Genomic DNA, 25,402 nt, shown 5'->3' with positions numbered 1-25,402 from the left:
CGAGGCTATTCCCAGCAGCCCAGATTGCGGCCCTTGAGATTGTGCGCGTCTATATCGACGACAAGGCGTGGGTCTTCGCGCAGGAGAACCAGCGTCGTGCGCTGTTTCAGATTGATTTTCTGCCAGCCTCCGCATTCGGTCGGCATTGGCGTGGAATCGATACGGACTTTTTCCGTCCATGCCGTTGCCGTACAACCCGATAGCGCAGCCACAAGCGGAACGATTTTGGCCGCTCGCCAGACGAATCCTTCTTCTCTCTCCCAAAGACGCGTTTTCAAGGCTGACGACTCCAATCTGCCCCGCGACAGCGACCGGCCCATCGGCAATTTCCGGCCCGCTTCGCCCATTCAGCACCCATGCTTATAGCGCGCCGGCGGAGGCTTCCGCAATATGGCAACGGGGTCGGAACGGAGCAAAGACAACCCCGAAACCGGCCTCTCCGCGCCAGCCCGCATCCCGATCTGGAAGATGTATAAAAGCAAATACGAATATACAAAGAATAGGCTCTCCGTTTACTGAAACTACAGAAAACATCCACGGTGAAACATCGGTTAATACAAGTTAAACCAGATTGCCGTAAGAAATATCCGATTATATATTTTTCAATGCATGATTCGCATTCGACAGTTGCGCTACACCAACTCAGGGGATTTCCATGTTGAATAAATTGTCGGCAGAGTTCTTCGGAACATTCTGGCTCGTTTTCGGAGGTTGCGGCAGTGCAGTGCTTGCTGCGGCTTTTCCTGATCTTGGCATCGGCTTCCTCGGCGTCGCCTTTGCGTTCGGCCTTACCGTGCTCACCATGGCCTATGCCGTCGGCGGTATTTCCGGCGGGCACTTCAATCCGGCCGTATCGCTCGGCCTCGTCATCGGCGGCAGGCTCCCTGCAAAAGACCTCATCCCTTACTGGGTTGCCCAGGTTCTCGGTGCTATCGCTGCGGCGGCGGTGCTCTATGTGATCGCTTCCGGCAAGGCAGGCTTCACGGCGGGCGGTTTCGCTTCCAACGGTTATGGCGAACTTTCGCCCGGCGGTTACGGCCTGACGGCAGCCCTGCTCATTGAAATCGTTCTGACGGCGTTTTTCATCATCATCATTCTCGGATCGACTTCTTCCATCGCTCCGGCCGGGTTTGCTCCGATTGCCATCGGTCTCGGCCTGACCCTGATCCACCTGATCTCGATCCCGGTAACCAACACCTCCGTCAACCCGGCTCGCTCCACGGGTGTTGCGCTGTTTGCAGAAACGGCAGCCCTGGGCCAGCTCTGGCTGTTCTGGGTCGCCCCGCTGATCGGTGCCGCCATCGGCGCGATCATCTGGAAGGGCCTGCTCGGCAAGGACTGAGCGAAAACATCGACTGCGAAAGGCCGGTTTTGACCGGCCTTTTCATTTTCAGGCCCGCAAACTTGCATATCCGCTCACAAGAAACAGATTCCGATCATGGGAAGGATGGGATAAGTAACGGGCATCTTTCCTCCAGAAGTCCAGAGCAATGTCCTCCTTCACCGATGCATCTACTGCGGATCGCTACGCAGCATTCCGGCATTCTGCCTTCAAGAAATACTGGGGCGCCCGTTTCCTGAGCGCATTCGCGGTGCAGATCGTGAGCGTGTCGGTCGGCTGGCAGATCTATGACCTTACCCGCGACGCCTTCAATCTCGGCATGGTCGGGCTGGTGCAGTTTCTTCCCGCCCTCCTGCTGGTTCTGGTGACGGGAGCCGCCGCCGACCGTTTCGGCAGGCGCTTCATCATGGGCCTGTCGCTCATTCTGGAAAGCATCGTCACGGCCTCGCTGCTGGGCCTCACGCTTGCAGGGCTCTTCGAACCGCTGATCGTCTTCGCCGCACTTGCGGTTTTCGGCGTGGCGCGGGCATTTCTCGGGCCGTCCTCCGCATCGCTGGTCGTCAATCTCGTGCCCGCGGAAGATTTTGCCAACGCGGTCTCCTGGAATTCGTCCGCATGGCAGGTCGCGACGATTGTCGGACCGGTCGCGGGGGGCCTGCTCTACGGCATTTCACCGGAAGCGGCCTATTCGGTCGCCACAGTCTTTCTGCTGCTTGGGTCGTTTTTGATCTTTTCCATTCCCAAACCCAAACAACACACAATTGCCGAACAGCGTTCGCTGTCGAACATGCTGGCGGGCTTCCGCTATATCTGGAAGGAAAAGATCGTCCTCGGCGCCATATCGCTCGACCTCTTCGCCGTTCTCCTCGGCGGAACGGTGGCCCTGCTGCCGATTTACGCGCGCGATATTCTCGATCTCGGCCCATGGGGACTTGGCCTGCTGCGGTCCGCGCCGGGCATCGGCGCAGTACTGACCGCCGTCTGGCTGGCCGGGCATCCGATCCGCGATCATGCGGGACGCGTGATGTTCCTCTTCGTCGGGTTCTTCGGCTTCTTCAATATCGTCTTCGGCGTTTCGACACTCACCTGGCTATCGATCATTGCGCTGGCTCTCGCCGGAGCCGCCGACATGATCAGTGTCTATATCCGCGAAACCCTGATCCAGCTATGGACCCCGGATTACGTCCGTGGCCGTGTGAATGCCGTCAACATGGTCTTTGTCGGCGCATCGAACGAACTGGGTGAATTTCGCGCCGGTCTCATGGCGGCGGCGGTCGGCGCCGTCCCGGCGGTCGTCATCGGCGGATTGGGCTCCATTGCCGTCGCCATCGTCTGGGCGGCGATGTTCCCGCAATTGCGCAAGGCCCGGCATTTGCAGGGGCGAACCTAGAGCATTTCCAGCAAAAGTGCGAAGCGGTTTTGCGTAGGATAATGCGTAAAAATAAATAGTTAGAGCGGTTCCAACGATTCAGTCAAAACAGGAACCGCTCTAAAGTGCGTTGCGTTCAATTATACTGAAGCAACACGCCTTGATTTTTGTTTTCACACATGGGGTTAGTCCCTAAACGATCGGGCCGTGCCGGAACGGTCAGGAAGCGGACGGGCTGCGGCTGGCTGCGCCCATCCGCGTTTCGATGGAGTTCCGGTCTTCTTCGCGAATGCCGACAAGCCCCGCCACACGCCACATGACATCGGCCTCGACTTCGCTCACCCTGCCATCGGCATAGACCATGTCCCACATCAGGGCGACCAGATCGAGACGGGCCTGATAGTCGAGCCGTCTTTTCAGCACCGAGGTGAAATCGGACAGGTCGACGGCTTCCTGATCGGCCTTCTCCGCCGCCCGGATCAACCGCTTCAGACTATCGCCTTTCAGGCCATATTTCTGCGACAGCATTGCGGAAAGCTTCTTGCGCTCGCTTTCCCGCGTTTCGCCATCGGCATCCATGATGTGATAGAGCAATGCCGCAGCGGCCAGTCTCGGATCGTCATTGGAAAATTTTTCGCTCCGGTCGCGAAAACCGTTGGCGGGTAACTCTTTCAGGAAATCCAGAAGACGATCGAACATTCACCCTCGCTGCTGCTCCGCCGGGGCGATACCCGGCACCTGTTTGTTAGCAACGCCGAAGGTAACGGGATGATTGCGTCAGGCAAGGCGACAAACGGTCCGGCAGACCGTTCATCGTTGGAAAGACGCCATGCGTTGTTTTTAGGCAACGATTCATGCCCAGGCGCCAAGATGCTGGCGCGATCCAGGCTGCGAAATGCTCAATCATCGCCGCACGGGAATCGCGGCACGGGCTTAACCAAAGCCAGACGACCGGGATCAGAAGAGCCTCAGGCCGCCCTGGGCATTCTGTGGAGCTTCGCTCTCCTCGACGCCCGGATCGTCCACCACGATATGGGCGCGCCGGGGTTCGTTCCTGCCATCGTCCTCGGAGATTGCGTCATCGCCCGCAGGCGGTCGGACTTCTTCCACCTTCTTCACCGGCGGCTCCGCCGCCTTGACCGGTTCAGCGGCCGGAACGATCACTTCGGCATCTTCGACTTCGGTGACAACCGACGGGCCGGTTTCCTGTTTTGAATCGACCACGACGACCGGATTGTCAGACTTTGCTTCCACCGCGCCCTTGATTTCGGGCTTCTCCGCTTCGATAGCCGGAGCAAGTTCGACGACGGGAACCTTCCACTCGAAGCTGTTCAGGCGACCGGTGACGGGAGATACCGGCGACCATTGTTCGGAAACATAGCCGTCGGCGGTCCAGGCCGGATCGCGTGGTGCCTTGACGGCACGCGCCAGCCATTCACGCACCTTGCCCTGATCGCCGGTTTCGGCTTCCTCGATGTCGGCAAGCAGCAGATAGGCACTTTCACGCGGCGAGGCGCGCAGAACCTGTTCGGCATTGTCGCGCGCCAGACGGTAGTCGCCCGCTTCATAGGCGGCGCGGGCAAGAGCGAGGCTACCCTCCACATTGTTCGATCGCAGCGAGACAAGGTGGCGGGCGCGCTTCAGGCGATCCTGAGTGGTGTCGCCCGCGCGGGCATAAATATAGCTCGAAGCGATGTCGGGATGCGGGAACCGCTTCCATGCCGCTTCGAGAATCTTCGAACCTTTGCGCACGTCGCCATCGGCGAAAAGCGCCCGCGCGGCGATCACGGCCGCCGGCACCAGATCGGGCGCGATCCTGTTTGCCTCCAGCGCCAGCGTCTTTGCCTGCGCGTGATCGACGTCGATCGCCGCCATGGCCTTGGCGGTCAAAAGCGCGGCGCGTTCCTTTTTGACCACGTCCTTGCCATGGGCCAGCGCCTGCTTGCGCGCATCGACGAGTTTCAGCGCCGCATCCCAGTCACCCTCGGCGCAGAGCTGCCCCATCATGGCCGACGAAGCCCATTCGAGCTGCGGCGCCTGCCGGGCAGCTTCGGTCGCATAATGACGGGCGGCCTCACAAGCGCCGACACGTTGCGCTTCGATATAAAGCCCGCGCAGGCCGAGGAGCCGGGTCTCGGGATCGTCCACCATGGCCTCGAACCCCTTGCGCGCATCCTCCGTGCGACCTTCCAGCATCGCCGTCTGCGCTTCCAGAAGCCTGATCAGCGGCTCCTGATCGGATCTCAGCAGCTTGCCTGCCTGTCTGGTCATGCGGCGCGCGGCTTCCGCGTCACCTGCACCGGCGGCAATCAGCCCGGTAGACAGCGACTGGTAGCCCCGGTCGCGCTTGCGCGCACGAAAATGCCTGCGCAGTGTGTAGGGCGACTGGATGATGCTCTTGACCAGCCACCACAGGATGAGAATGGCCGCGACCAGCGCGACAATTCCTGCAACAGCGGTAATGAGCGGCACGTTATAGTGGTTGCCCGCAAAAGTGATATCGAGTTCGCCGGGACGGTCGGCAAGCCAGGCAAAGCTGAAACCGAGCGCAGCAACGACAATGAGATAAAACAGGACGCGCAGCATTGGTCCGCCCCCTTACTGAGCGGTCGGAGCCGGGGCTCCGCCGGTTTCGTCTGCCGCTCTTGGCTTCAGGCTGTCGGCAACAAGGCGCTGCACCAGCGTATCGGCATCGCGCCGCCCCCGCATCTGATCGGCAAATTCCTGCGATACGGCTTTTGCATCGGCGGGCAATTGTTCCCATTCGCTCAAGGCCCGCTCCAGATCGCCGGACTGAAGCGCGGCCTCCATGCGAGCTGTCGTCGGGCCGACGCCAGTGCCGCTGACATTGCCTGCAACCGGACGCACGCTGACCAGACCCTTGGCGCTGGCGACAAGCTGGTCCCACATGCCTGCATCGGCTGGTAGCTTGTTTTCCGTCGCGACAATCCTGTTCGCGACCGGACCGAACCATGCATTCAGATCGGCGATCGTCGGGATGCCACGATCCGCCATGGCGCGTAATTGCCCGACGGTTGCGTCATTCGGTGCCACCGACGCGTAAGTGTCCAGTTCCGCCTTGAATGAACCGCCACGGTCGATTGCCATTTTCAGCGCATTCGCGGCAATCAGCGCCGTTGCGTCAGGCTGACGCGCCGACTGGCTCATCGTTTCCTGCAACGATGTCAGCTTCGATTCGAGCGAGGAGATCGTTCCACTATTACTGGAAACTTCCGCCGATGCCGCTTCGGCGCGGCTTTGCGCAGTCGTAAGCTTGCTTTCCAGCGCGTCCAGACGCTCGGTCAGCCCCGTCATATCGCCGATAGCTCCCGGCTCTGCTTCCTTCGGCAGAGCCGCAAACTGCTGTTGAAGCTCCGAGAAAGACCCAGCGACGGCTTCCGCCTTGATTTCAGCCGCCTGCACGTTTTTCTCCAGAGCCGCCAGTTGTGACCGGCTGGCATCGTCCAGCGGCGCTGGCGTCGGATTGTTGCGCAGATCGGCAATCTGCTGTTCCATTTGGGCGAATTGTTCCGCCGTGCCCCGCGCGCCGGGGGAAGGAATGACGTTGGCCCATTGCAGCGCAAACATGCCGCCAAGCGCGATCGCTCCACCCGCAACGCCCGCCAGAAGGTGGGACACGCCCGGACCGCTCTTTTGCGCGGGCTGGTGGATTTCCGGCTTCACGCCGGAGGTAAAAGGCGGCTTATCCGCTGTCGCGGTTTTTCCCGCTGTTTTTCCGGCAGCGGCAGCTTCCGGTTTTGGCTCGGCCGGTTTCGGGAAGCTTCCGACCGGTTCGGCCTCCGGTGTCGCCTTCGCCGGTTCATCGGCTCGCTTCACATCCGACGGATCGAGATTGATCGTCACAGGATTTCGGGCCGTTTTGGAATGTCGCGGAGTACCGGGTTTCGCCATGGATCCTCTCGAAAATGCCGATTGGTTGGATGAAGTCTAACAGATAAAATCCGCAGATGAAGGAAGGTTGCGTCAAAATAAGTCAAAGTTTGGCAACCAGCCGGAAAAGCGCATCCTCATCGGGATGTTCTGCAACAAGAGCATTTGCCCGCCAGAGCGGCGGCAACCGGTCCGCCACACGAGCCGAAATGCACAGAAAACGCGTTTTCTCATCGATTGGCGGCTCAATCCCTTGCATGACTTCGACGAAGCTTTCCGCCGCGACACCGGAATAAAGCATCACCGCGACAAAAGGCGCACCATCGAGCAGATCGCGGAGCACTGTCGGGGCATAGGAGACCGCCTGCGTGTCATAGACATCGATCGTCTCCATATCGAGGCCCGCCGCGCGCACTTCGTCCTCGAACACCGGCTGGCGCACTCGCCCGGCGAGATAAAGAACGCGGGCCTTTTCCGGAAGATCGCGGCGCATGGCTGCGGCCAGCCGCACCGCATCACCGCCACCGTCGATCACCTGCTGGAACCCCGCGGCGCGCCCGGCAGACGCCGTACCGCCACCGACGGCAAAGAGCGGCAGCCCAAGAAACGGCTTCAGCCGCTCTTCTTCAACATGGAGAAAGGCATTGGCGCTCGTGACGGTCAGGGCCGCGAACCCGTCTTCCGGGATAACGAAAGATAACGGTACCGTTCTGCTCAGCGGAAGCAGGAGCGGCTCGAATCCCTTCGACGCCAGTTTCAAGGCCGTTTTCGAGGCAGCCGGTTGCGGACGCGTCACCAGAACGCGTCCAGGCGAGACGGCCTGTATCTGGCCCGCCAAATCTAATTCCAGCCTTCGAAGAAATGCGGTCCGGCTTTGGCCCGCAGACGCGCCGCGGCATCCTCACCGAGCGCCGCAGCGTCCGAAGCGGAACCTTCCGCCCGCACCTCATGCGCCTCCGAACCGTCCGGCTTCAGGATCATGCCGTGGAAGGAAACCGCCTCGCCGTCGACAATGGCAAGACCGGCAATCGGCGTACGGCAGGACCCGTCAAGCGCTGCCAGAAACGCCCTTTCGCAGGCAAGGGCTATCCCCGTCTCACGGTGGGCCAGCGGTTCCAGCAGCGCATCGATGCGTGTATCGCCGATACGTGTTTCGATGCCGATGGCCCCTTGTCCCGGCGCGGGTGGAAAGCTCTCCAGGTCGACAAGCTCGGTAATCACGTCACCAAGCCCAAGGCGCCGCAGACCCGCACAGGCGAGAAATGTCCCGTCCACTTCGCCAGCTTCCAGCTTGCGCAGGCGGGTATCGACATTGCCACGGAAAATCACCACCTGAAGGTCGGGACGAAGACGGCGGATCAAAGCCTGACGGCGCAATGACGACGACCCGACGGTTGCGCCTTGCGGCAGATCGAGAAGCCGGGGAGCGGTGCGGCCGATAAAGGCGTCGCGCGGATCCTCGCGTTCAAGGAAGACGGAAAGATGAAGACCACCCGGCAGAACGGTCGGCATATCCTTGGTGGAATGGACGGCAAGATCGATTCGCCCGTCTGTCAGCGCCTGTTCGATTTCCTCGGTGAAGAGTCCTTTCCCGCCGATTTCGGAAAGGGAGCGGTCCTGAATGCGATCGCCCGCCGTCGACATGGAAATGATTTCAATCGCTTCTTCCGGCAGGCCGTGGGCCTGCATCAGACGACGGCGCGTTTCATAAGCCTGGGCCAGAGCCAGCTTGCTGCCTCGCGTACCTATCTTCAACGTGCCATTCTTCAAGGATGCTGTTTGCATATTGCCCCGTCCATGATACCGGATTTTTCAACGAATTATGAGACAGGCAGGGTCTAACCGCAAATGCGCATTCTTGGAATAGAAACAAGTTGCGACGAAACAGCCGCCGCCATTGTCGAGCGCGGCGATCACGGCGAAGGACGGATTCTGTCCAATGTGGTCCTCAGCCAGATTGCCGAGCATGAGCCCTATGGCGGCGTCGTGCCCGAGATTGCCGCACGCGCCCATGTCGAGGCGCTGGACCGGCTGGTCGAACGGGCACTCGACGATGCGGGCGTGAGGCTTGACGAGGTGGATGCCGTGGCGGCAACAGCGGGGCCGGGCCTGATCGGCGGGCTGATCGTCGGGCTGATGACCGCCAAGGCGCTGGCCATGGCGGCACAGAAGCCCTTTTATGCAGTCAACCATCTGGAAGGCCATGCGCTGACGGCGCGTCTGACCGACGGGCTGCAATTTCCCTATCTGCTGCTGCTCGTCTCCGGCGGGCATACGCAGATGGTGCTCGTGCGCGGCGTTGGCGACTATGAACGTCTGGGAACCACCATCGACGATGCGCTGGGGGAGGCTTTCGACAAGACCGCGAAGCTCCTGGGCCTGCCTTATCCCGGCGGACCGGCAGTGGAACGCATGGCGCTTCAGGGCGATTCGAAGCGATTTGCGCTGCCGCGTCCGCTGAAGGGCGAAGCGCGCCTCGACTTCTCCTTCTCCGGCCTCAAGACCGCCGTGCGCCAGACCGCGACCGAACTGGCGCCGCTGTCGGATCAGGATGTGGCCGATATCTGCGCCTCGTTTCAGGCGGCGGTCGCCGATACGCTGTCCGACCGGGTGGGGCGTTCGCTTGAACGCTTCAGGACCGAGTTTCCCGATTGCCGGACCCCGTCGCTCGTCGTTGCGGGCGGCGTTGCCGCCAACAAGACGCTGCGCGCAGCGCTGGAAACGCTTTGTGACAGACACGGCTTCAGTTTCATTGCGCCGCCGCTCGACCTGTGCACCGACAATGCCGCGATGATCGCCTGGGCCGGTGCCGAACGCGCAGCGACCCAAACACCCGATTCGCTCAGCCTCGCCCCCCGTTCGCGCTGGCCGCTCGACGAGAAATCGGCTCCGCTGATCGGAGCCGGACGACGCGGAGCCAAGGCATGAACGGACAGAAGACAAAGATCGCCGTTCTGGGCGGCGGCGCCTGGGGCACCGCCCTTGCGGCAATGGCGTCCGGCAGCGGTCATGACACATGGCTTTATGCCCGCGACAGCGAAACGGTTGAGGCCATCAACCGCACGCGCCGCAATCCGCGCTATCTGGGAGAGATCGAGCTTCCGGGCGGCATCAATGCAAGCTCGGATGCAGCCATGGTCGTAGGGCAGGCCGACGCGGTGCTCGCCGTCATTCCCGCGCAGGCCATGCGCAGCGGTCTTTCCGAATTGAGCGCTCTCATCCCGCGGGCCGCACCCATCGTACTTTGTGCCAAGGGGATCGAGCGGGGTACCGGACGGCTGATGTCGGAAGTCGTGGTCGAGGTCATGCCAAATCACAGGATTGCAGCCCTTTCAGGTCCGAGCTTTGCCACCGATGTCGCCCGCGGCCTTCCAACCGCCGTGACGGTCGCCTGCGAGGATGCCGCCGATGCCGACAGGCTGGCCGCATTGCTGTCGGGGCCGGCTTTCCGCTGCTATTCGACAAGCGACCTGAAGGGTGTGGAAATCGGCGGCGCATTGAAAAACGTCCTGGCCATTGCTGCGGGCGCAGCCATCGGACGCGGCTTCGGGGCAAGCGCACAGGCGGCGCTCGTGACTCGCGGCTTTGCCGAACTGCGCCGCATCGGACGGGCCATGGGCGCGCGGCCTGAAACCATCATGGGCCTGTCCGGCCTCGGCGATCTGATACTGACCTGTTCCTCGCCGCAATCGCGCAATTATTCCTACGGGCTGGCGCTCGGACGCGGGGAAGACCTGACCAATCGTCCGCTTGCCGAAGGCGTCGCCACCGCGCCGATTGCCGCCGAGCTTTGCCGCAAGCACAATATTTCCGCACCGATCATCGATGCCGTCGGGGCATTGCTCGATGGAAAAATCACCATCGACGAAGCCGTGACCGCTCTTCTCAACCGACCACTCAAGACCGAGGATTAAAATGCTGTTTGCCCTTCTGTGCAATGACAAGCCTGACCATCTGCAAGTGCGTCTCGACACCCGCCCGGCGCATCTGGACTATCTCAAGGGCCTTGGCGACGAGTTGAAGTTCGCAGGCCCCTTCCTCGGCGCGGATGGCAAGCCGAACGGCAGCCTCGTTGTCGTCGAAGCTGCCGATGAGGCTGCCGCTGAAAAGATCGCCGCCGGTGATCCTTACGCGCTGGCCGGTCTGTTTCAGGATGTGACCGTGCGTCCGTGGAACTGGGCGATCAACAACCCGGCCAATGCCTGAGGCCATGACCAAGGAGCGCGCAATGGCTTACTGGCTGTTCAAATCCGAACCGTTCAAATGGTCATGGGAAATGCAGAAGGCCCGTGGCGAGAAAGGCGAGCAGTGGGACGGTGTGCGCAACTATCAGGCGCGCAACAACATGCGCGCCATGAAACTGGGCGACAAAGGCTTCTTCTATCATTCCAATGAAGGTCTGGAAGTTGTCGGTATCGTCGAGATCTGCGCGCTGGCTCACCCGGACAGCACCACCGACGATCCGCGCTGGGAATGCGTGGATATCAAGGCGGTTCGCGACATGCCGAAGCCGGTGACGCTGAAAGATGTGAAGGCCAATCCGAAGCTGGAGAAGATGGCGCTCGTCACCTCGATGCGCCTTTCGGTCCAGCCTGTGATGGAAGACGAATGGATCGAAGTCTGCCGTATGGGCGGATTGGACGCCAAAGAAGTATGATGCTTGTCCCGGCCCATAAAAGCGCGCGCGATTTCATTCTGGCCAACACCAGTCTGCAAGCGCCGCCGCATGTGCCTGAAATTCTTTTGCATCTGGCCGATGAAGCACACGACCTCTGGCACAAGACAGAGGAAGAGCTCGCCACAATCGGCCTTCCGCCGCCCTTCTGGGCTTTTGCCTGGGCGGGCGGTCAGGGTGTGGCGCGCTATGTTCTGGATCATCCCGAGACGGTGAAAAACAGGACAGTGCTCGACTTTGCGTCAGGTTCCGGCCTCGTCGCCATCGCCGCCATGAAAGCCGGCGCAACAAGCGTGCTCGCATCGGACATCGATCCCTTCGCGCTTCCCGCCATGGAAATCAACGCTTCTGTCAATGGCGTGGTCATCAATCCCTGTGGGGACGACCTGATCGGGCAGGACAGCGGTTGGGATGTCGTCCTTGCAGGCGATGTCTTCTATGAAAAGCCGCTCGCCGAGCGGCTCATACCATGGTTCACGCGGCTTGCCGAACGAGGCGCCCGCATCGTCGTGGGCGATCCGGGCCGCGCCTATCTGCCGAAAGACAGGCTGCAACAGCTTGCCGTCTATACCGTACCCGTCACACGGGCCCTTGAAGACGCGGAAGTGAAACGAACGACCGTCTGGGGCTTTAGCACCACAGTTGCAAATTCGTCAGGCCGTGGTGAAAAGAGTGATTTTCGAGTACCGGAGCGGAGCGTACTTGAAGGTACGTGAGCACCGGAACACAGACAAATTGCTCTTTGCAGCCCGGCATCACGAAGAATGCAACTGTAGTGTTAGGGTCTAAACTCATTCTTTTTGGGATCATGCTCTGGTTAAGCAAACCGCTTGGCACCCGCCACGCAGATGACGACCACCGCTGCCGTCGCGACCATGCCCATACTGACGGGTTCTCCCGCAATACCGGCAGCCAACATAAGCCCAAAGAAGGGCTGGAGAAGCTGCAACTGGCCGACCGTGGCCGCACCGCCTTGCGCCAGACCGCGATACCAGAAGAAAAAGCCGATCAGCATCGAGAATAGTGAGACATAGCCAAGGCTTATCCAGGCCGGAGTACCGATTCCGGCCCATGTCTGCGGGCGTGTCATGGCGGTGAGCGGCAGCATGACCGGCAGGGAGAACACCAGCGCCCAGCAGATCACCTGCCAGCCGCCGAGCCGTTGCGAAAGTCTCGCACCTTCCGCATAGCCGAGACCGCAGGCGATGACCGCAGCGAGCATCAGCGCGTCGCCGAGCACGGTGGACCGGCTTCCCTGCCCATAGGCATAGGAAGCGACAATGAGGCTTCCCGCTACCGAAAACAGCCAGAACATCGGACGCGGGCGCTCCCCGCCGCGCAGGACCGCGAAGATAGCGGTTGCAAGCGGCAGCAGTCCGATGAAGACAATCGCATGGGCCGATGTCATGTGCTGCAAGGCGAGGCCCGTAAGAAGTGGAAAACCGACCACCACGCCCAGCGCGACCACAATCAGCGAAATGGCATCGTTGCGGCGCGGAAAAGGTTCTCGAAAGGCAAGCAGGAGCGCCAGCCCCAGCGCACCGGCAATCGAAGCGCGCGCCATTGTCAGGAAGGTTGGATCGATATCGATCACCGCCAGCCTCGTTGCCGGTAGCGATCCTGAAAAAATCAATACGCCCAAAAACCCGTTGACCCATCCCGCAGTCTTGTTCCCAACATTCTTATGCATTGTGTCTTTTCGGCTTTCTCTTAAATCGTATATGGATTCTTGGGACAATGTCGTGAAACTGCCGAAACAATCAGAGACAGTTTTGGACAATTCTGGCAAACTGTACTGATACAAAGGGTGGTACAGATGATTTCGACGGGCCTGTTACGCAGCCTGGAAGCTGTTGAAGCCGCCTATGCGGGCGAAGGAACGGGGAGCGCCGGAGAAAGCGCAGGCGAAAAAATCCCGCTCGTCGACAAGGTCATGAGCATCGTTCGCGGACGTATTTCGGCGATGAGCCTTGCGCCGGGCGCGCGGCTACCGTCCATCCGCCGCCTTGCCGAAACGATGAATGTTTCGAAATCGACCGTGGTCGAGGCCTATGACCGGCTGGTGGCGGAAGGCATCATCCAGTCGCGGCGGGGTGCGGGCTTTTATGTTTCCGAGCGGGTTCGCCAGCCGTTATCGCTTGCCGCCGGTACGCCGCACAGGGAACGGCAGATCGATCCGTTCTGGGTCATGCGGCAATCGCTCGAAGCGGACGATGGCGCGCTGAAACCGGGATGCGGCTGGCTACCCGACGAGTGGCTTCCGCAGGATGCTATCCGCCGCGCGATGCGCACTGTTGCCCGCAGCGAAACGAGCAATCTTGCCACCTATGGCGAACCGCTCGGCTTTCGCCCACTGCGCCAGCATCTCGCCCATCGGCTGGGTGAACAGGGCATCGATATTTCGAGCGGAGAGATATTGCTGGCCGATTCCGGCACCCATGCCATCGATCTTATCTGCCGCTATCTGTTGCAGCCGGGCGATACCGTTCTGGTCGACGATCCGTGCTATTTCAACTTTCAGGCGGTTCTCCTGACGCACCGCGTGAAGCTCGTCGGCATTCCCTATACCCCAATCGGCCCGGACCTGGAAACCTTTGCCCGGATCGCCGCCGAACATGCGCCCAAACTCTATATTTCCAACGCCGGGCTTCACAATCCAACCGGCGCCTCGATGACACCGGCAACCGCGCACCGTCTGCTGAAACTTGCGGAAACGCATGGCATTACACTCGTCGAGGACAATATTTTCGGGGATTTTCATCCTTCGCCCGCGCCGCTCCTTGCCGAACTCGACGGGTTCGATCGCGTGCTCCATATCGGCAGCTTTTCCAAGACGCTCTCCGCGGCGGCGCGCATCGGCTATATTGCCGGACGCCGCGACTGGATCGACGGGCTGACCGACCTGAAGCTCGCCACAAGTTTCGGCGGCAATGCGCTGTCGCCGCAGATCGTGCACGTTCTCCTGACCGACGGAACCTATCGCCGCCATGTCGAGAGCCTGCGCGCCAAGCTTGCCGATGCGATGACGCTCACCGCCAATCGCCTGAAAGCGGAAGGCCTCACTTTGTGGACAGAACCGCAAGGCGGCATGTTCCTGTGGGCGGAATTGCCGGCGGGGCTGGACTCCGGTCGCATCGCCCGTCATGCTCTTGAAAAAGGCGTGGTTCTGGCGCCCGGTGACGTCTTCAGCCCGTCGCGGTCGGCAGGCAGTTTTCTGCGTTTCAATGTGGCGCAATCACTGGAACCCTATATTTTCGCCGTGCTGCGCGATGCGATGAAAGCGGTTCGCGATCAGGCCGCAGGGGTCTGAAGAGCGGGACCGATTAGCGCTTTCGCATCGAAAACAATTTCAATCAAAAGACACACAGTCATCCGGGCGGCTCCGGTTATACTCCTGCGACATGTCTTTGGAGGAGACATTGCGCATCCTGTCGTCGGTCGGGCGGTATCGAACACCGTTGCCGGACGGATTTCGCGCAGGGAGAACGGAGAGAGCAGGCGGGCGACCGCCCATTGCCTGCCGGGAGGGAGTAGCATTGAATACGCACCAGTCCGGGGCGGACGTTGTTTTGCGTCCCGAAGATGAAAAACTGACAGCCGGCGCCAATCTTGCCTATGGTTTCCAGCATGTGCTGACCATGTATGGCGGCATTGTCGCGGTCCCCCTGATCATCGGTCAGGCGGCGGGCCTCAGCCCGGCCGAAATCGGCCTTCTGATCACAGCTTCCCTGTTTGCAGGCGGCGTCGCCACAGTCCTGCAAACCATCGGCATACCGTTTTTCGGTTGCCAGCTTCCGCTGGTTCAGGGTGTTTCCTTTTCCGGCGTCGCCACCATGGTCGCCATCGTCACATCAGGCCAGTCGGGCGAAGCCGGACTGCAGGTCGTCCTTGGCGCAGTTATCGCCGCCGCGGCGATCGGCCTTGTCATCACGCCGATATTTTCGCGCATCACGCGCTTTTTTCCGCCGCTCGTGACCGGCATCGTCATCACCACCATCGGCCTGACATTGATGCCCGTCGCGGCGCGCTGGGCCATGGGCGGCGACAGCAGCAGCCCCGAATTCGGCAGCATGGCCAATATCGGTCTGGCGGGACTCACGCTGATCATCGTCCTGATTCTCAGCAAGATGGGGAATGCCACGATCTCACGGCTTTCCATCCTGCTCGCCATGGTTATCGGCACGGCTATCGCCTGGGCGCTCGGCATGACCGATTTTTCGCGGGTAAGCGAAGGTTCGATCATGGCAATGCCGGAAATTTTTCATTTCGGTATGCCGGTCTTCAGCCTTGCCGCCACATTGTCGATGTTCATCGTGATCATGGTCACGCTTGTCGAAACTTCCGCCGACATTCTGGCGGTAGGCGAAATCATCGGCACAAAGGTCGATTCCCGTCGCCTGGCCAACGGGCTGCGCGCGGACATGCTTTCCAGCATCCTGTCGCCCGTCGTCGGCTCCTTCACGCAAAGCGCATTCGCGCAAAATGTCGGTCTTGTCGCGGTAACGGGCATAAAAAGCCGCTATGTCGTGGCAACCGGAGGACTGATACTCATCACGCTCGGTCTCCTGCCGGTGATGGGACGCGTGATCGCCTGCGTTCCTCCGGCCGTTCTGGGCGGCGCGGGCATCGTGCTATTCGGAACCGTTGCCGCCAGCGGCATCCGCACCCTGTCGAAGGTGGACTACGAAAACAATATCAACCTGATCATCGTCGCGACCTCGATCGGCTTCGGCATGATCCCGATTGCCGCGCCGCAGTTCTACCATCAGTTTCCGACCTGGTTCGAAACCATCTTCCATTCCGGCATCAGCTCGGCGGCATTGATGGCAATAGCACTCAATCTGATGTTCAACGAATTCAGCTTCGGCAATAGCGACCGCATGTCGGTCTTCTCGGAAGGAACCGAACGCATCATCCGTCACCAGAACATTTCCGAACTGCATGACGGAGACTATTTTCTGAACGGAAAACTATACGATGCCAATGGCAACGAAGTCAGGATAGTGGCCGCGCATTAGAGCGGGATGATTTTAAGTCGGATCACCATCCCGGTCTGACTATTTGTTTGAGCATGATCTTTTTCCAAAAACCGGCTCCCACTTTTTGGGATCACGCTCTGGAACCTGCCGCTCTGACGGAAACGGCACCTGAAATGGCAGGATGCGCCCGCAACGAAGCCAGCCGGGTGCCCGCCCTGCCCGCGGATCACCTGAGGACGCGGATTACCGTCCGGTCCGTCAGATGAGGCAGGAGGCGCGCCATATCGGCGCGCTTCAATGCTATGCAGCCTTCGGTAGGCGTATAGCCCGGTCGCGCCAGATGAAAGAAGATCGCGCTGCCGCATCCGCGCCGGCGTGGCGCGATATTCCAGTCCATGACGATGCAGATATCGTAAAGATCGTCGCGCCGCCACATATCCTCGTGGCTCGCCGCGCTGGGCAGTCGTACCGGGCGATTGTAGTTCGGGTCGCAAGGCGCATCGCACCACCCGTCCAGACGGCGCACACGATGGAATGGCAGGCGCGACGACGGCAGTGATCGCTTGTCCCCACGGCGGTATCCATAAAGCAGCCGCATGGTGGCGAGAGGCGTCGCACCGTCGCCTTCGCGCTTGAAAGCGCTGATTCCCCCCTTGCCAAGAGCACATTCCAGCACCAGATTGCCCGCAACAAGCAAGCCACGGGTCCTATGGCCCGGTTTGGCCCGTACGTCGATAATGCCCACACCCCGGCTAATTTCGTATCTGGCCAAGTCCCCGCCTCCGTGTCATGCATGTTGGCGACGAGAGCGAAATCTCTTTCGCCGCTTCAACTTAACCCGATTAAATGCCATAAAACACCAAGAGCCATTTAAATCAAAGATTAACGAGGACAGGCATGACAGGCCGTACGATACTGATTGTGGACGATGACGAAGATCTCCGTTCCATCCTCGTCGAACAGCTGGAGCTGTGCGAAGAATTCCAGATATTGCAGGAAGACAATGCCACCAAGGGCATACAGACCGCACGAAACGGCGTCGTGGACCTGCTCATCATGGATGTCGGCCTGCCGGACATGGACGGACGCGAAGCCGTGAAGCTTCTGCGCAAGGGCGGTTTCAAGGCCCCGATCATCATGCTCACCGGTCACGATACTGAATCGGACACGATCCTCGGCCTCGAATCGGGCGCCAACGACTATGTGACCAAACCTTTCAAGTTCGCGGTTCTTCTGGCGCGCGTACGCGCGCAGTTGCGCCAGCACGAACAAAGCGAAGACGCGACCTTCATCGTCGGTCCCTATACTTTCAAGCCGGGCCAGAAGCTGCTTATCGATGAAAAAGGCAGCAAGATTCGCCTGACCGAGAAAGAAGCGGCAATCATCAAATATCTCTATCGCGCCGGCGACAAGGTCATCGGACGCGACGTCCTGCTTGAAGAAGTGTGGGGCTACAATTCAGGCGTCACCACGCATACGCTGGAAACCCATGTTTACCGTCTGCGTCAGAAAATCGAAAAGGACCCGTCCAATGCGGCGCTTCTGGTTACAGAAAGCGGGGGATACAAGCTTGTCCCATGATGGACAGCGCCCGGTGCAGGTGTATTGACGATCCATGGCGCTTGACGACGATATACGCATTCTGGGTTCCGTAGGTCTGTTCGGGTCTTTTACGCCCGAACAATTGCGCCTGCTCGCCTTCGGTGCAGAACGTCTCGTCCTCAGGGCGGGGCGTGAGCTTTTCCGCGAGGGACAGAGTGCGGATTGCGGTTACGTCATAGTCTCCGGCAATATCACGCTGTTTCACGATAGCGAAGAAGGGCGGGTCACGATCCGCTCCGTAGGTCCTGGCGCAATGATCGGCGAAATGGCGCTGATCGCCCAGGCTTCGCGCCTGACAGGCGCTCTCGCTGAAGAGGAAACGGAAGTTATCCGCATCAGCCGCAGCATCTTCCGGCGCATTCTAGAAGAATATCCGGATGCGGCAGCCGCGCTGCACACGCATATCAGCAAAAGCCTGCTTCAGCTTATCGGCGATATAGAAAAAGTCGCGCCGCGCCTCGTCAGCGACGACTGATTCGCAGGAAAATCCCATTCAGTTCAGATTGAATGTGGCGATGACCGGCACATGGTCGGACGGACGATCCCAGCCGCGTGCGTCGCGCAGGATCTGCAAGCCCTGCATATGGCCTTCCAGATCGGCAGAACCCCAGATGTGGTCGAGCCTGCGACCACGATCCGATTCGGCCCAATCCTTGGCGCGATAGCTCCACCAGGTATAAATCTTCTGCTCGGCGGGGATGATCTGGCGCATCAGATCGCTCCAGCCGCCCTTGATGCGCAAGTCCTCCAGCGTTTCGGTCTCAACCGGCGTGTGGCTGACGATCTTGAGCAATTGCTTGTGCGACCAGACATCGTTTTCGAGCGGGGCGATATTGAGATCGCCAACGAGAACCGATGAATGTCCGTCTTGCCGGTCGGCGACAATGGCGCGCATTTCGTCCAGAAAAGCCAGCTTGTGCGCGAACTTCGGATTGATCTGCGGGTCCGGCTCGTCGCCCCCCGCCGGAACATAGAAATTATGGATGCGGAGCTTTTTGGCGCCCGCCTCGACCACCGCGCTCAGGTGCCGGCAATCGCCCATCTCGCAAAATCCGATCTTCTCCACGCCGTCCAGCGGGCGCTTCGAAACAGTCGCCACGCCATGATAGCCCTTCTGGCCGCTGATCGCGATATGCTCATAACCGAGCGCGCGAAAGCCCTTGAACGGGAACAGGTTGTCGGGGCATTTCGTTTCCTGGAGGCACAGAACATCCGGTTGATAGTCGCGCAGAAACTGCTCGACCAGCGGCATACGCAACCGAACGGAATTGATGTTCCAGGTAGCAACAGAAAAGGCCATGGGAAGGACTCGCGACTTTTGACAGGACGCCGCGAACCTAATCATTTATCCGGCAAATGCAAACACGCCGCACATTACAATGATGACAACTACCGACCTTTGCGCTTCATGGCGATGCGCTGGTAATCGATCTTGAACATATCGTCCGTAAAACGCACGCCGCTGCGCACGTTGAAGATCATCACCGTCGTGTCGAGCTTCTGTGCGTCGGTGATCGTCCACTGCTTCAGCTCGTAGGATTTGGGATCGAACATCATCGTGATTCTGGAATCGCCGAAGACCGATTTGTCACCCAGCACGAGCGTGGTCATATCCGGCTCCTGCTTCACATTCTGGAGACGTCCGCCGCCAAGGTCGATCCGGTCCGCGAGAAGCAGCTTCAGCGGCGTCTTCGAAAGCGGATAAAGATCCCACGTATCGAGCTTGCGATTGTTGATGACCACCGATTCGCCATCCGAGATCACGCGGATCGGCGAATTGTTGTAGTTGAAGCGAATCTTGCCCGGACGCTCGATATAGAACGTGCCGCCCGTCTGTTCGCCCTTGGGGCCGAACTGCACGAATTCACCCGTCATGGTGCGAACGGACGAGAAATGATCCGCGATCTGCTGCGCCGCGGCGCCGGCCCCTTGCGCCTGCGCCACGGCGGGCGTCAGGACCGGTAGCGCCATGCCCAAAGCTCCCGCCAATGCGCTTATGCCCAGCACGGCGGCGAGACGGCCAGCTTTTGCAAACGCGGACAAACGGAAGAGTATCATCGACAAACTTTCTCTTTTGATCATGCTATTCAATTAGTCCGCCAGTTTGGCGCGAGTATGGCCATTCAATATTCGTCTTCTGTCGGCACCAGTATTTCGCGCTTTCCGGCATGATTGGCGGGGCCGACGATACCCTCCTCTTCCATGCGCTCGATGATCGAGGCGGCACGGTTATAGCCGATGCCGAGACGGCGCTGGATATAGGATGTCGATGCCTTTTTATCGCGCAGGACAACGGCGACGGCCTGATCGTAGGGGTCGTCGGAATCTTCCATATTGGAGGTTCCAGCCGGGCCGCTGCCGCCCTCGTCGTCGTCCTCATCCTCGGTGATGGCATCGAGATATTCCGGCACCCCCTGAAGTTTCAGATGCTGCACGATGCGCTCCACCTCGTCGTCGCCGACGAATGGGCCGTGCACACGCTGGATGCGCCCGCCACCTGCCATGAACAGCATGTCGCCCTGGCCGAGCAACTGTTCCGCACCCTGTTCGCCCAGAATGGTGCGGCTGTCGATCTTCGACGTGACCTGGAAGGAAATACGGGTCGGGAAGTTGGCCTTGATCGTGCCGGTAATGACATCGACCGACGGACGCTGCGTCGCCATGATGACATGGATACCGGCGGCACGCGCCATCTGCGCCAGACGCTGGACAGCACCCTCGATATCCTTGCCGGCGACCATCATCAGGTCGGCCATCTCGTCTATGATGACGACGATATAGGGCATCGGTTCGAGGTTGAGCTCTTCCGTCTCGTAGATCGCCTCGCCGGTATTGCGGTCGAAACCGGTCTGCACTGTCCGGGCAATCGGCTCGCCCTTCTTCTGTGCGACGCCGACACGCTGGTTGAAACCGTCGATGTTGCGCACGCCCACCTTCGACATCTTGCGATAGCGGTCCTCCATCTCGCGCACGGTCCATTTGAGCGCGACGACGGCCTTTTTCGGATCGGTCACGACCGGGGTCAGGAGATGCGGAATGCCGTCATAGACGGAAAGTTCCAGCATCTTCGGATCGATCATGATCAGGCGGCATTCCTGCGGCGTCATGCGATAGAGAAGCGACAGGATCATCGTGTTGATCGCCACCGACTTGCCCGAGCCGGTGGTGCCGGCCACAAGCACATGCGGCATCTTGGCAATGTCGGCGATCACCGGTTCACCATTGATGGTCTTGCCGAGCGCAAGCGCCAGTTTCGCCTTGGATTGCTCGAAATCGCGGCTTGCCAGCATTTCGCGCAGGTAGACCATTTCACGCTTCGGGTTCGGCAATTCAATGCCGATGGCGTTGCGTCCCGGAATGACTGCCACGCGCGCCGCAATCGCGCTCATCGAACGGGCGATGTCGTCAGCAAGGCCGATGACACGGGAAGACTTGATACCCGGCGCAGGCTCCAGTTCATAAAGCGTCACGACGGGACCGGGCTTCACATTGATGATTTCCCCGCGCACGCCGAAATCTTCCAGCACGCCTTCGAGCAGGCGCGCATTCTGTTCGAGCGCATCCTTGGAAAGCGCGGGATCGCGCTGGACCAGCTTCGGCTCGGCAAGGAAATGCAGCGACGGCATTTCGAAGACACCGCTATCCTTGAGGAAGGAAGGCTGTGCCTCGCGCTGGGCGCGCGGGCCGGGCTTCGGCGACGGCGCGGCCTGTTCCACGCGAGCCTTGCGGCTGCGGGGCGGCGGCGCATCGTGCCATTCCTGACCGGCGAGCGGCGCGCCGTCATCCATATCGTCAATGTCGAAAGGCGGTTCGTCATCGGCAGCGGCAGGCGCTCCGAAACCGGGTTCACGGCGCGATGCATTGCGCGCTTCCGCGCTGCGGCGCACAACGCGCATATCATCCTCGCGGGCGCGGCGGCGTCCAATACCCGTCAGGCGCTTGAAATTCGCGCTCGTGGTCAGGGCCAGATGCGTCAGCGCGCCGACAAACTGGAAACCGCCACCGGCAGAAGCTTCGTCATCTTCGTCATTGGCGGCGAAATCGTCTTCCGCCGCATTGCCACGCGCCGAACGCGGCGCGGCATTGACGATGCCCGCCCCACGCCCCACGATGCCGCTGGCAAAAAGGCAGAGCCAGAGAGCGGGAAACAGGAGCACGAGCGCGATGCCCGAAGCGATGGCGCCCTGCGGAAAGCTGCCGATGAAAAGACCCGGAAATCTGAGGAGCATGTCGCCGAATACGCCACCGAGACCGATTGGCATCGGCCAGCTTTGGGGAACCGCGAAACAGCTCGCTATCGCCGCAAACAGCAATGCCGCGCCAAGCCAGGCGAAACCGCGCTTCGCCACGCGACCTATGCCGCCACGCGTCATCAAAAGGAGCGACCAGACGGCGAGCGGCAAAAGGGCGGGGACGCTCGCCAGTCCGAAGAACTGCATGGCAATATCGGAGAATACGGCGCCCGGATAGCCAAGGGCATTGGTCACCGGATTGTCGGTTGCGTGGCTGAAACTCGGATCGGCGACATTCCAGGTAGCCAGCGCACCGACCGCCATGCCGGTAAGCGCCAGGAGCGCCAACCCGAACAGAATATAGAACTGCCGGCGGAAAAGATTGGCCAGTTTCAGCCTGTCTTCCGTAATCCGCTCGTCACGCAGCGGGTATGATGGCGAATATCCTTGCCGCATATAGCCTGTCCCGAACCGAATTTATACGCGCACTGGAACGGAAATGCTCCGGGCACACTGAATCGGCCCGATCCTAATCGCCGGATGGTTAATTCCCCATTAACCATGCAGGCCGCCGACGGCGGATCCCGCCTGAGAAATGAAAAAGGCGCGGTTTCCCGCGCCTTTTTCTTCTTGGACAACTCCGTTCTACTGAACGGACTCGCCGTGCAAAGCGATATCGAGGCCCTCGATTTCGGCCTGCTTGCTGGGACGCAACCCCATAATGGCCTTGACCGCATAGAGAATGATCGCAGTCGCGACAGCCGTGTAGATGACAGTGATGGCCGCACCCAGGAACTGCTTGCCCATGGTCGCGCCCTCGCCCGCCGAATTGATCGTGGCATCGGCAAAGAGCCCGGTCAGCACCGCACCGACAAACCCGCCCACGCCGTGTACGCCGAAGGCGTCGAGCGAATCGTCATAACCGAGCGCATGTTTGATCTTCACCGCCGCAAGGTAGCAGATCGCACCGGCGACAATGCCGATAATGAGCGCACCCATCGGATTGACGAAACCGGCAGCGGGCGTGACGGCGACAAGGCCGGCAACAGCACCCGAAATGATGCCGAGAACGCTCGGCCTGCCTGCAATCGCCCATTCCACGAACATCCAGGCCAGGGCGGCGCCTGCGGTCGCGACCTGCGTATTGAGCATCGCGACGCCCGCAAGCGCATTGGCTCCGACGGCGGAACCGGCATTGAAACCGAACCAGCCCACCCACAAGAGAGCAGCGCCGATAACCGACAGGACGAGATTGTGCGGCGCCATGTTGGTGTGGCCATATCCGTCGCGCTTGCCGATGATGAGTGCTGCGACAAGACCGGCAACACCGGCATTGATATGAACGACCGTACCGCCGGCGAAATCGAGCACACCGTCAGATGCCATGAAGCCACCGCCCCAGACCCAGTGCGCGACCGGAATATAGACGATGAACAGCCACAGGGTCAGAAAGACCAGCATGGAAGAAAACTTCAGGCGTTCGGCAAAGGAACCGGCAATCAACGCGGGCGTGATGATGGCGAAGGTCATCTGGAAAGTGATGAACACATATTCCGGGGTGGTTCCGCTCAGCGACTCCATGGTCACGCCGGAAAAGAATGCCTTGGAAAGACCGCCAATGTAGGAGTTGAGCGAACCGCCATCGGTGAAGGCGAGTGAGTAACCTGCAACCATCCAGAGAATGGACATGAGGCAGGTAATGGCAAAGCTCTGCATCACGACCGACAGCACGTTTTTCTTGCGCACCATGCCGCCGTAAAACAGCGCCAGCCCCGGTATGGTCATCATCAACACGAGCGCGGTTGAAGTCAGCATCCAGGCCGTATCGCCCGTATCAAGCGCAGGCGTGGACGCGTCCTGCGCCATTGCCGTTCCGGCCATCGCGAAAAGCACAGGCAGGGCCGCCAATGCCGTTTGCTTGTTTCTTCCTGTTATGAGCATCGAATATCTCCGTCGAATGGCGGCTTCAAACGCGACTGCGCTGAATAGGCCGGTTCAAACAGAGAGAAACAAAATTCATGCCAATTGACGGAAAGCTGTAAATTATCGACGATTTTTTCGATATCAATGCATCTGCGGACCGGATTAGCCGAAACAATGGGCGGCGCCAATCAGATGCGCACCCGACGCCACCGCCATAAAATGCCTAAAATTTATACAGATTCACAGCGTGCGATTAATAAATGATCATTTCTGCTTATCGTGCACACGGATCAATCCTTCCTGGGCTACCGATGCAATCAAGACGCCGTCACGCGTATAGAACGCACCTCGATTGAAGCCGCGCGCGCCGGAAGCGCTCGGCGTGTCCTGCGTATAGAGCAGCCAGTCGTCCAGCCTGCACGGACGATGGAACCACATGGCATGATCGAGGCTGGCAACCTGAAGGTCCCGGTCGAAAATCGTGCGGCCATGGGGATGCAGCGAAGTATCGAGCAGGGTCATATCCGAAAGATAGGCAAGGATGGCCGCCTGAAGCGCGCGGTCGTCGGGGACGATGCCGGTCGCCCTGACCCAGACGTGCTGGACCGGCTCAAGCTTCTCGCGAGAGAAATAATGCGTAAGCGACACCGGCTTGATTTCGATGGGCCGTTCGCGCTCCCAGTATTTGCGCACATTGGCTGGCGCCATATGAAGATATTGTTCCTTGAGTTCGCGTTCGCCGACAAGCTGCTCGGGCTGCGGCAGTCCTTCCGGCAAAGGGCGCTGATGGTCGAGCCCGCCCTCGTCAACCTGAAACGAAGCGGAAAGGGAGAAGATCGCCTTGCCGTGCTGCTTGGCCAGAACGTGTCGCGTGGTGAAGCTCGAACCGTCACGAATGCGGTCCACCTCATAGATGATGGGTATTGCCGGATCGCCGGGCCGCACGAAATAGGCATGGAGAGAGTGGACGTGACGCTGCGGATCGACCGTGCGCTGCGCCGCGATCAGCGCCTGTCCGATCACCTGCCCTCCGAACACCCGTTGCCAGCCGACCTGCGGGCTGTTGCCGCGGAAAAGATCGACCTCGAGCGTTTCCAGATCGAGAATGGAAAGGAGCTCGCGCATGGCTCCGGTCTGAATTTCCGTTTTTTCCCGGCTGGGCTTTTCCTGATCGGTCATGGACAGCCTGTCTCCTGCAACCATATATATCCTGGGTGCATGTTTGGGCCGGAGCATCGGAGCCTGTCAAGAACCGCGCGGGAAAAGTGCCGTCACCGGGGCAATTCCCGCTTCGCGAAGAGAGGCCGGATTCGCGCCGCGGCAAAATATAGGGTTCCCTGAACGGCGATATGTGCCAAAACACCGCTGGTGAGATGGATTCTCGAAAGG

Annotated in this window: 23 protein-coding genes and 1 pseudogene; 11 read left to right on the top strand and 13 right to left on the bottom strand. The window is 60.1% G+C overall.

Going from position 1 to position 25,402, the window contains the following annotated elements; all coding sequences use genetic code 11:
• Positions 1-5: 5 nt before the first annotated feature.
• Complete coding sequence (locus tag FHS76_RS02085) at positions 6-278, bottom strand: hypothetical protein (protein ID WP_183647343.1); 273 nt, start codon at positions 276-278, stop codon at positions 6-8.
• 377 nt (positions 279-655) lie between these two features.
• Here FHS76_RS02085 and aqpZ point away from each other — a divergent pair, with 377 nt between their 5' ends.
• Both aqpZ and FHS76_RS02075 read left to right on the top strand, forming a co-directional pair.
• Positions 656-1,342, top strand: coding sequence for an aquaporin Z (aqpZ, locus tag FHS76_RS02080; protein ID WP_183647340.1), 687 nt, complete (start codon positions 656-658; stop codon positions 1,340-1,342).
• Between the two features lie 148 nt (positions 1,343-1,490).
• On the top strand, positions 1,491-2,732 hold the full coding sequence (locus tag FHS76_RS02075) for an MFS transporter (protein ID WP_183647338.1): 1,242 nt from the start codon (positions 1,491-1,493) through the stop codon (positions 2,730-2,732).
• A gap of 198 nt (positions 2,733-2,930) precedes the next feature.
• On the opposite strand, the gene FHS76_RS02070 is transcribed toward FHS76_RS02075, so the two are convergent.
• The 5 genes from FHS76_RS02070 to hemC all read right to left on the bottom strand — a co-directional run bounded on the left by FHS76_RS02070 (position 2,931) and on the right by hemC (position 8,387).
• Positions 2,931-3,410 (bottom strand): tellurite resistance TerB family protein, encoded by a 480-nt coding sequence (locus FHS76_RS02070; protein ID WP_183647336.1) that lies wholly within the window; start codon positions 3,408-3,410, stop codon positions 2,931-2,933.
• A 258-nt stretch (positions 3,411-3,668) separates the two neighbouring features.
• The gene (locus FHS76_RS02065) at positions 3,669-5,297 is read right to left on the bottom strand and encodes a heme biosynthesis protein HemY (protein ID WP_183647334.1); all 1,629 of its coding nucleotides are present in this window, start codon (positions 5,295-5,297) and stop codon (positions 3,669-3,671) included.
• Positions 5,298-5,309: 12 nt separating this feature from the next.
• A complete protein-coding gene (locus tag FHS76_RS02060) occupies positions 5,310-6,623 on the bottom strand; it encodes a COG4223 family protein (protein WP_183647332.1) in 1,314 nt (437 codons plus the stop codon).
• An 82-nt stretch (positions 6,624-6,705) separates the two neighbouring features.
• Positions 6,706-7,440: a uroporphyrinogen-III synthase gene (locus FHS76_RS02055; RefSeq protein WP_183647330.1), complete on the bottom strand. Its 735-nt coding sequence runs from the start codon at positions 7,438-7,440 to the stop codon at positions 6,706-6,708.
• 2 nt (positions 7,441-7,442) lie between these two features.
• On the bottom strand, positions 7,443-8,387 hold the full coding sequence (gene hemC / locus FHS76_RS02050; RefSeq protein WP_183647328.1) for a hydroxymethylbilane synthase: 945 nt from the start codon (positions 8,385-8,387) through the stop codon (positions 7,443-7,445).
• A gap of 63 nt (positions 8,388-8,450) precedes the next feature.
• On the opposite strand from hemC, the gene tsaD reads away from it, so the two are divergent.
• The 5 genes and pseudogenes from tsaD to FHS76_RS02025 all read left to right on the top strand — a co-directional run.
• Positions 8,451-9,530 carry a tRNA (adenosine(37)-N6)-threonylcarbamoyltransferase complex transferase subunit TsaD gene (gene tsaD / locus FHS76_RS02045; protein WP_183647325.1) on the top strand — a complete coding sequence of 360 codons (1,080 nt, stop codon included), beginning with the start codon at positions 8,451-8,453 and terminating at the stop codon, positions 9,528-9,530.
• The gene (locus FHS76_RS02040) at positions 9,527-10,516 is read left to right on the top strand and encodes an NAD(P)H-dependent glycerol-3-phosphate dehydrogenase (protein WP_183647322.1); all 990 of its coding nucleotides are present in this window, start codon (positions 9,527-9,529) and stop codon (positions 10,514-10,516) included. The genes tsaD and FHS76_RS02040 overlap by 4 nt, the downstream gene beginning before the upstream one ends.
• 1 nt (position 10,517) lies before the next feature.
• On the top strand, positions 10,518-10,808 hold the full coding sequence (locus FHS76_RS02035) for a YciI-like protein (RefSeq protein ID WP_183647320.1): 291 nt from the start codon (positions 10,518-10,520) through the stop codon (positions 10,806-10,808).
• A gap of 22 nt (positions 10,809-10,830) precedes the next feature.
• The gene (locus FHS76_RS02030; protein WP_183647317.1) at positions 10,831-11,259 is read left to right on the top strand and encodes an EVE domain-containing protein; all 429 of its coding nucleotides are present in this window, start codon (positions 10,831-10,833) and stop codon (positions 11,257-11,259) included.
• Positions 11,259-11,909, top strand: a pseudogene (locus FHS76_RS02025) (class I SAM-dependent methyltransferase); the annotation flags it as partial. The gene FHS76_RS02030 and the pseudogene FHS76_RS02025, both read left to right, overlap by 1 nt.
• Positions 11,910-12,094: 185 nt before the next feature.
• Here FHS76_RS02025 and FHS76_RS02020 read toward each other — a convergent pair.
• Positions 12,095-12,967, bottom strand: coding sequence for a DMT family transporter (locus FHS76_RS02020; RefSeq protein WP_183647314.1), 873 nt, complete (start codon positions 12,965-12,967; stop codon positions 12,095-12,097).
• 126 nt (positions 12,968-13,093) lie between these two features.
• On the opposite strand from FHS76_RS02020, the gene FHS76_RS02015 reads away from it, so the two are divergent.
• Together FHS76_RS02015 and FHS76_RS02010 are read left to right on the top strand one after the other, a co-directional pair.
• A complete protein-coding gene (locus tag FHS76_RS02015; RefSeq protein WP_183647311.1) occupies positions 13,094-14,587 on the top strand; it encodes an aminotransferase-like domain-containing protein in 1,494 nt (497 codons plus the stop codon).
• Between the two features lie 226 nt (positions 14,588-14,813).
• Positions 14,814-16,295 carry a nucleobase:cation symporter-2 family protein gene (locus tag FHS76_RS02010; RefSeq protein WP_183647307.1) on the top strand — a complete coding sequence of 494 codons (1,482 nt, stop codon included), beginning with the start codon at positions 14,814-14,816 and terminating at the stop codon, positions 16,293-16,295.
• A 187-nt stretch (positions 16,296-16,482) separates the two neighbouring features.
• Here FHS76_RS02010 and FHS76_RS02005 read toward each other — a convergent pair whose 3' ends face one another.
• Positions 16,483-17,028 (bottom strand): L,D-transpeptidase family protein, encoded by a 546-nt coding sequence (locus FHS76_RS02005; protein ID WP_183647304.1) that lies wholly within the window; start codon positions 17,026-17,028, stop codon positions 16,483-16,485.
• A 125-nt stretch (positions 17,029-17,153) separates the two neighbouring features.
• On the opposite strand from FHS76_RS02005, the gene FHS76_RS02000 reads away from it, so the two are divergent.
• On the top strand, positions 17,154-17,837 hold the full coding sequence (locus tag FHS76_RS02000) for a response regulator transcription factor (RefSeq protein ID WP_183647301.1): 684 nt from the start codon (positions 17,154-17,156) through the stop codon (positions 17,835-17,837).
• A gap of 34 nt (positions 17,838-17,871) precedes the next feature.
• Positions 17,872-18,333: a cyclic nucleotide-binding domain-containing protein gene (locus FHS76_RS01995; protein ID WP_183647298.1), complete on the top strand. Its 462-nt coding sequence runs from the start codon at positions 17,872-17,874 to the stop codon at positions 18,331-18,333.
• Between the two features lie 18 nt (positions 18,334-18,351).
• Here the strand turns inward: FHS76_RS01995 and xth are convergent, their stop codons facing one another.
• From xth to tesB, 5 genes are all read right to left on the bottom strand, one after another.
• A complete protein-coding gene (gene xth, locus FHS76_RS01990) occupies positions 18,352-19,158 on the bottom strand; it encodes an exodeoxyribonuclease III (RefSeq protein WP_183647295.1) in 807 nt (268 codons plus the stop codon).
• An 89-nt stretch (positions 19,159-19,247) separates the two neighbouring features.
• Positions 19,248-19,916, bottom strand: a complete 669-nt coding sequence (locus FHS76_RS01985) for an outer membrane lipoprotein carrier protein LolA (RefSeq protein ID WP_183647292.1) — start codon at positions 19,914-19,916, stop codon at positions 19,248-19,250.
• Positions 19,917-19,981: 65 nt separating this feature from the next.
• On the bottom strand, positions 19,982-22,546 hold the full coding sequence (locus FHS76_RS01980; protein ID WP_183647289.1) for a DNA translocase FtsK: 2,565 nt from the start codon (positions 22,544-22,546) through the stop codon (positions 19,982-19,984).
• A gap of 189 nt (positions 22,547-22,735) precedes the next feature.
• Positions 22,736-24,031: an ammonium transporter gene (locus FHS76_RS01975; RefSeq protein WP_183647286.1), complete on the bottom strand. Its 1,296-nt coding sequence runs from the start codon at positions 24,029-24,031 to the stop codon at positions 22,736-22,738.
• Between the two features lie 246 nt (positions 24,032-24,277).
• Positions 24,278-25,192, bottom strand: coding sequence for an acyl-CoA thioesterase II (tesB, locus tag FHS76_RS01970; RefSeq protein WP_183647283.1), 915 nt, complete (start codon positions 25,190-25,192; stop codon positions 24,278-24,280).
• Between the last annotated feature and the right edge of the window lie 210 nt (positions 25,193-25,402).

Source organism: Brucella daejeonensis (genome assembly GCF_014199265.1).
In the GTDB taxonomy this organism is placed as follows: domain Bacteria; phylum Pseudomonadota; class Alphaproteobacteria; order Rhizobiales; family Rhizobiaceae; genus Brucella; species Brucella daejeonensis.
The sequence above is the reverse complement of the archived record's forward strand: the minus strand, read 5'-3'. Positions and strand labels throughout refer to the sequence as shown.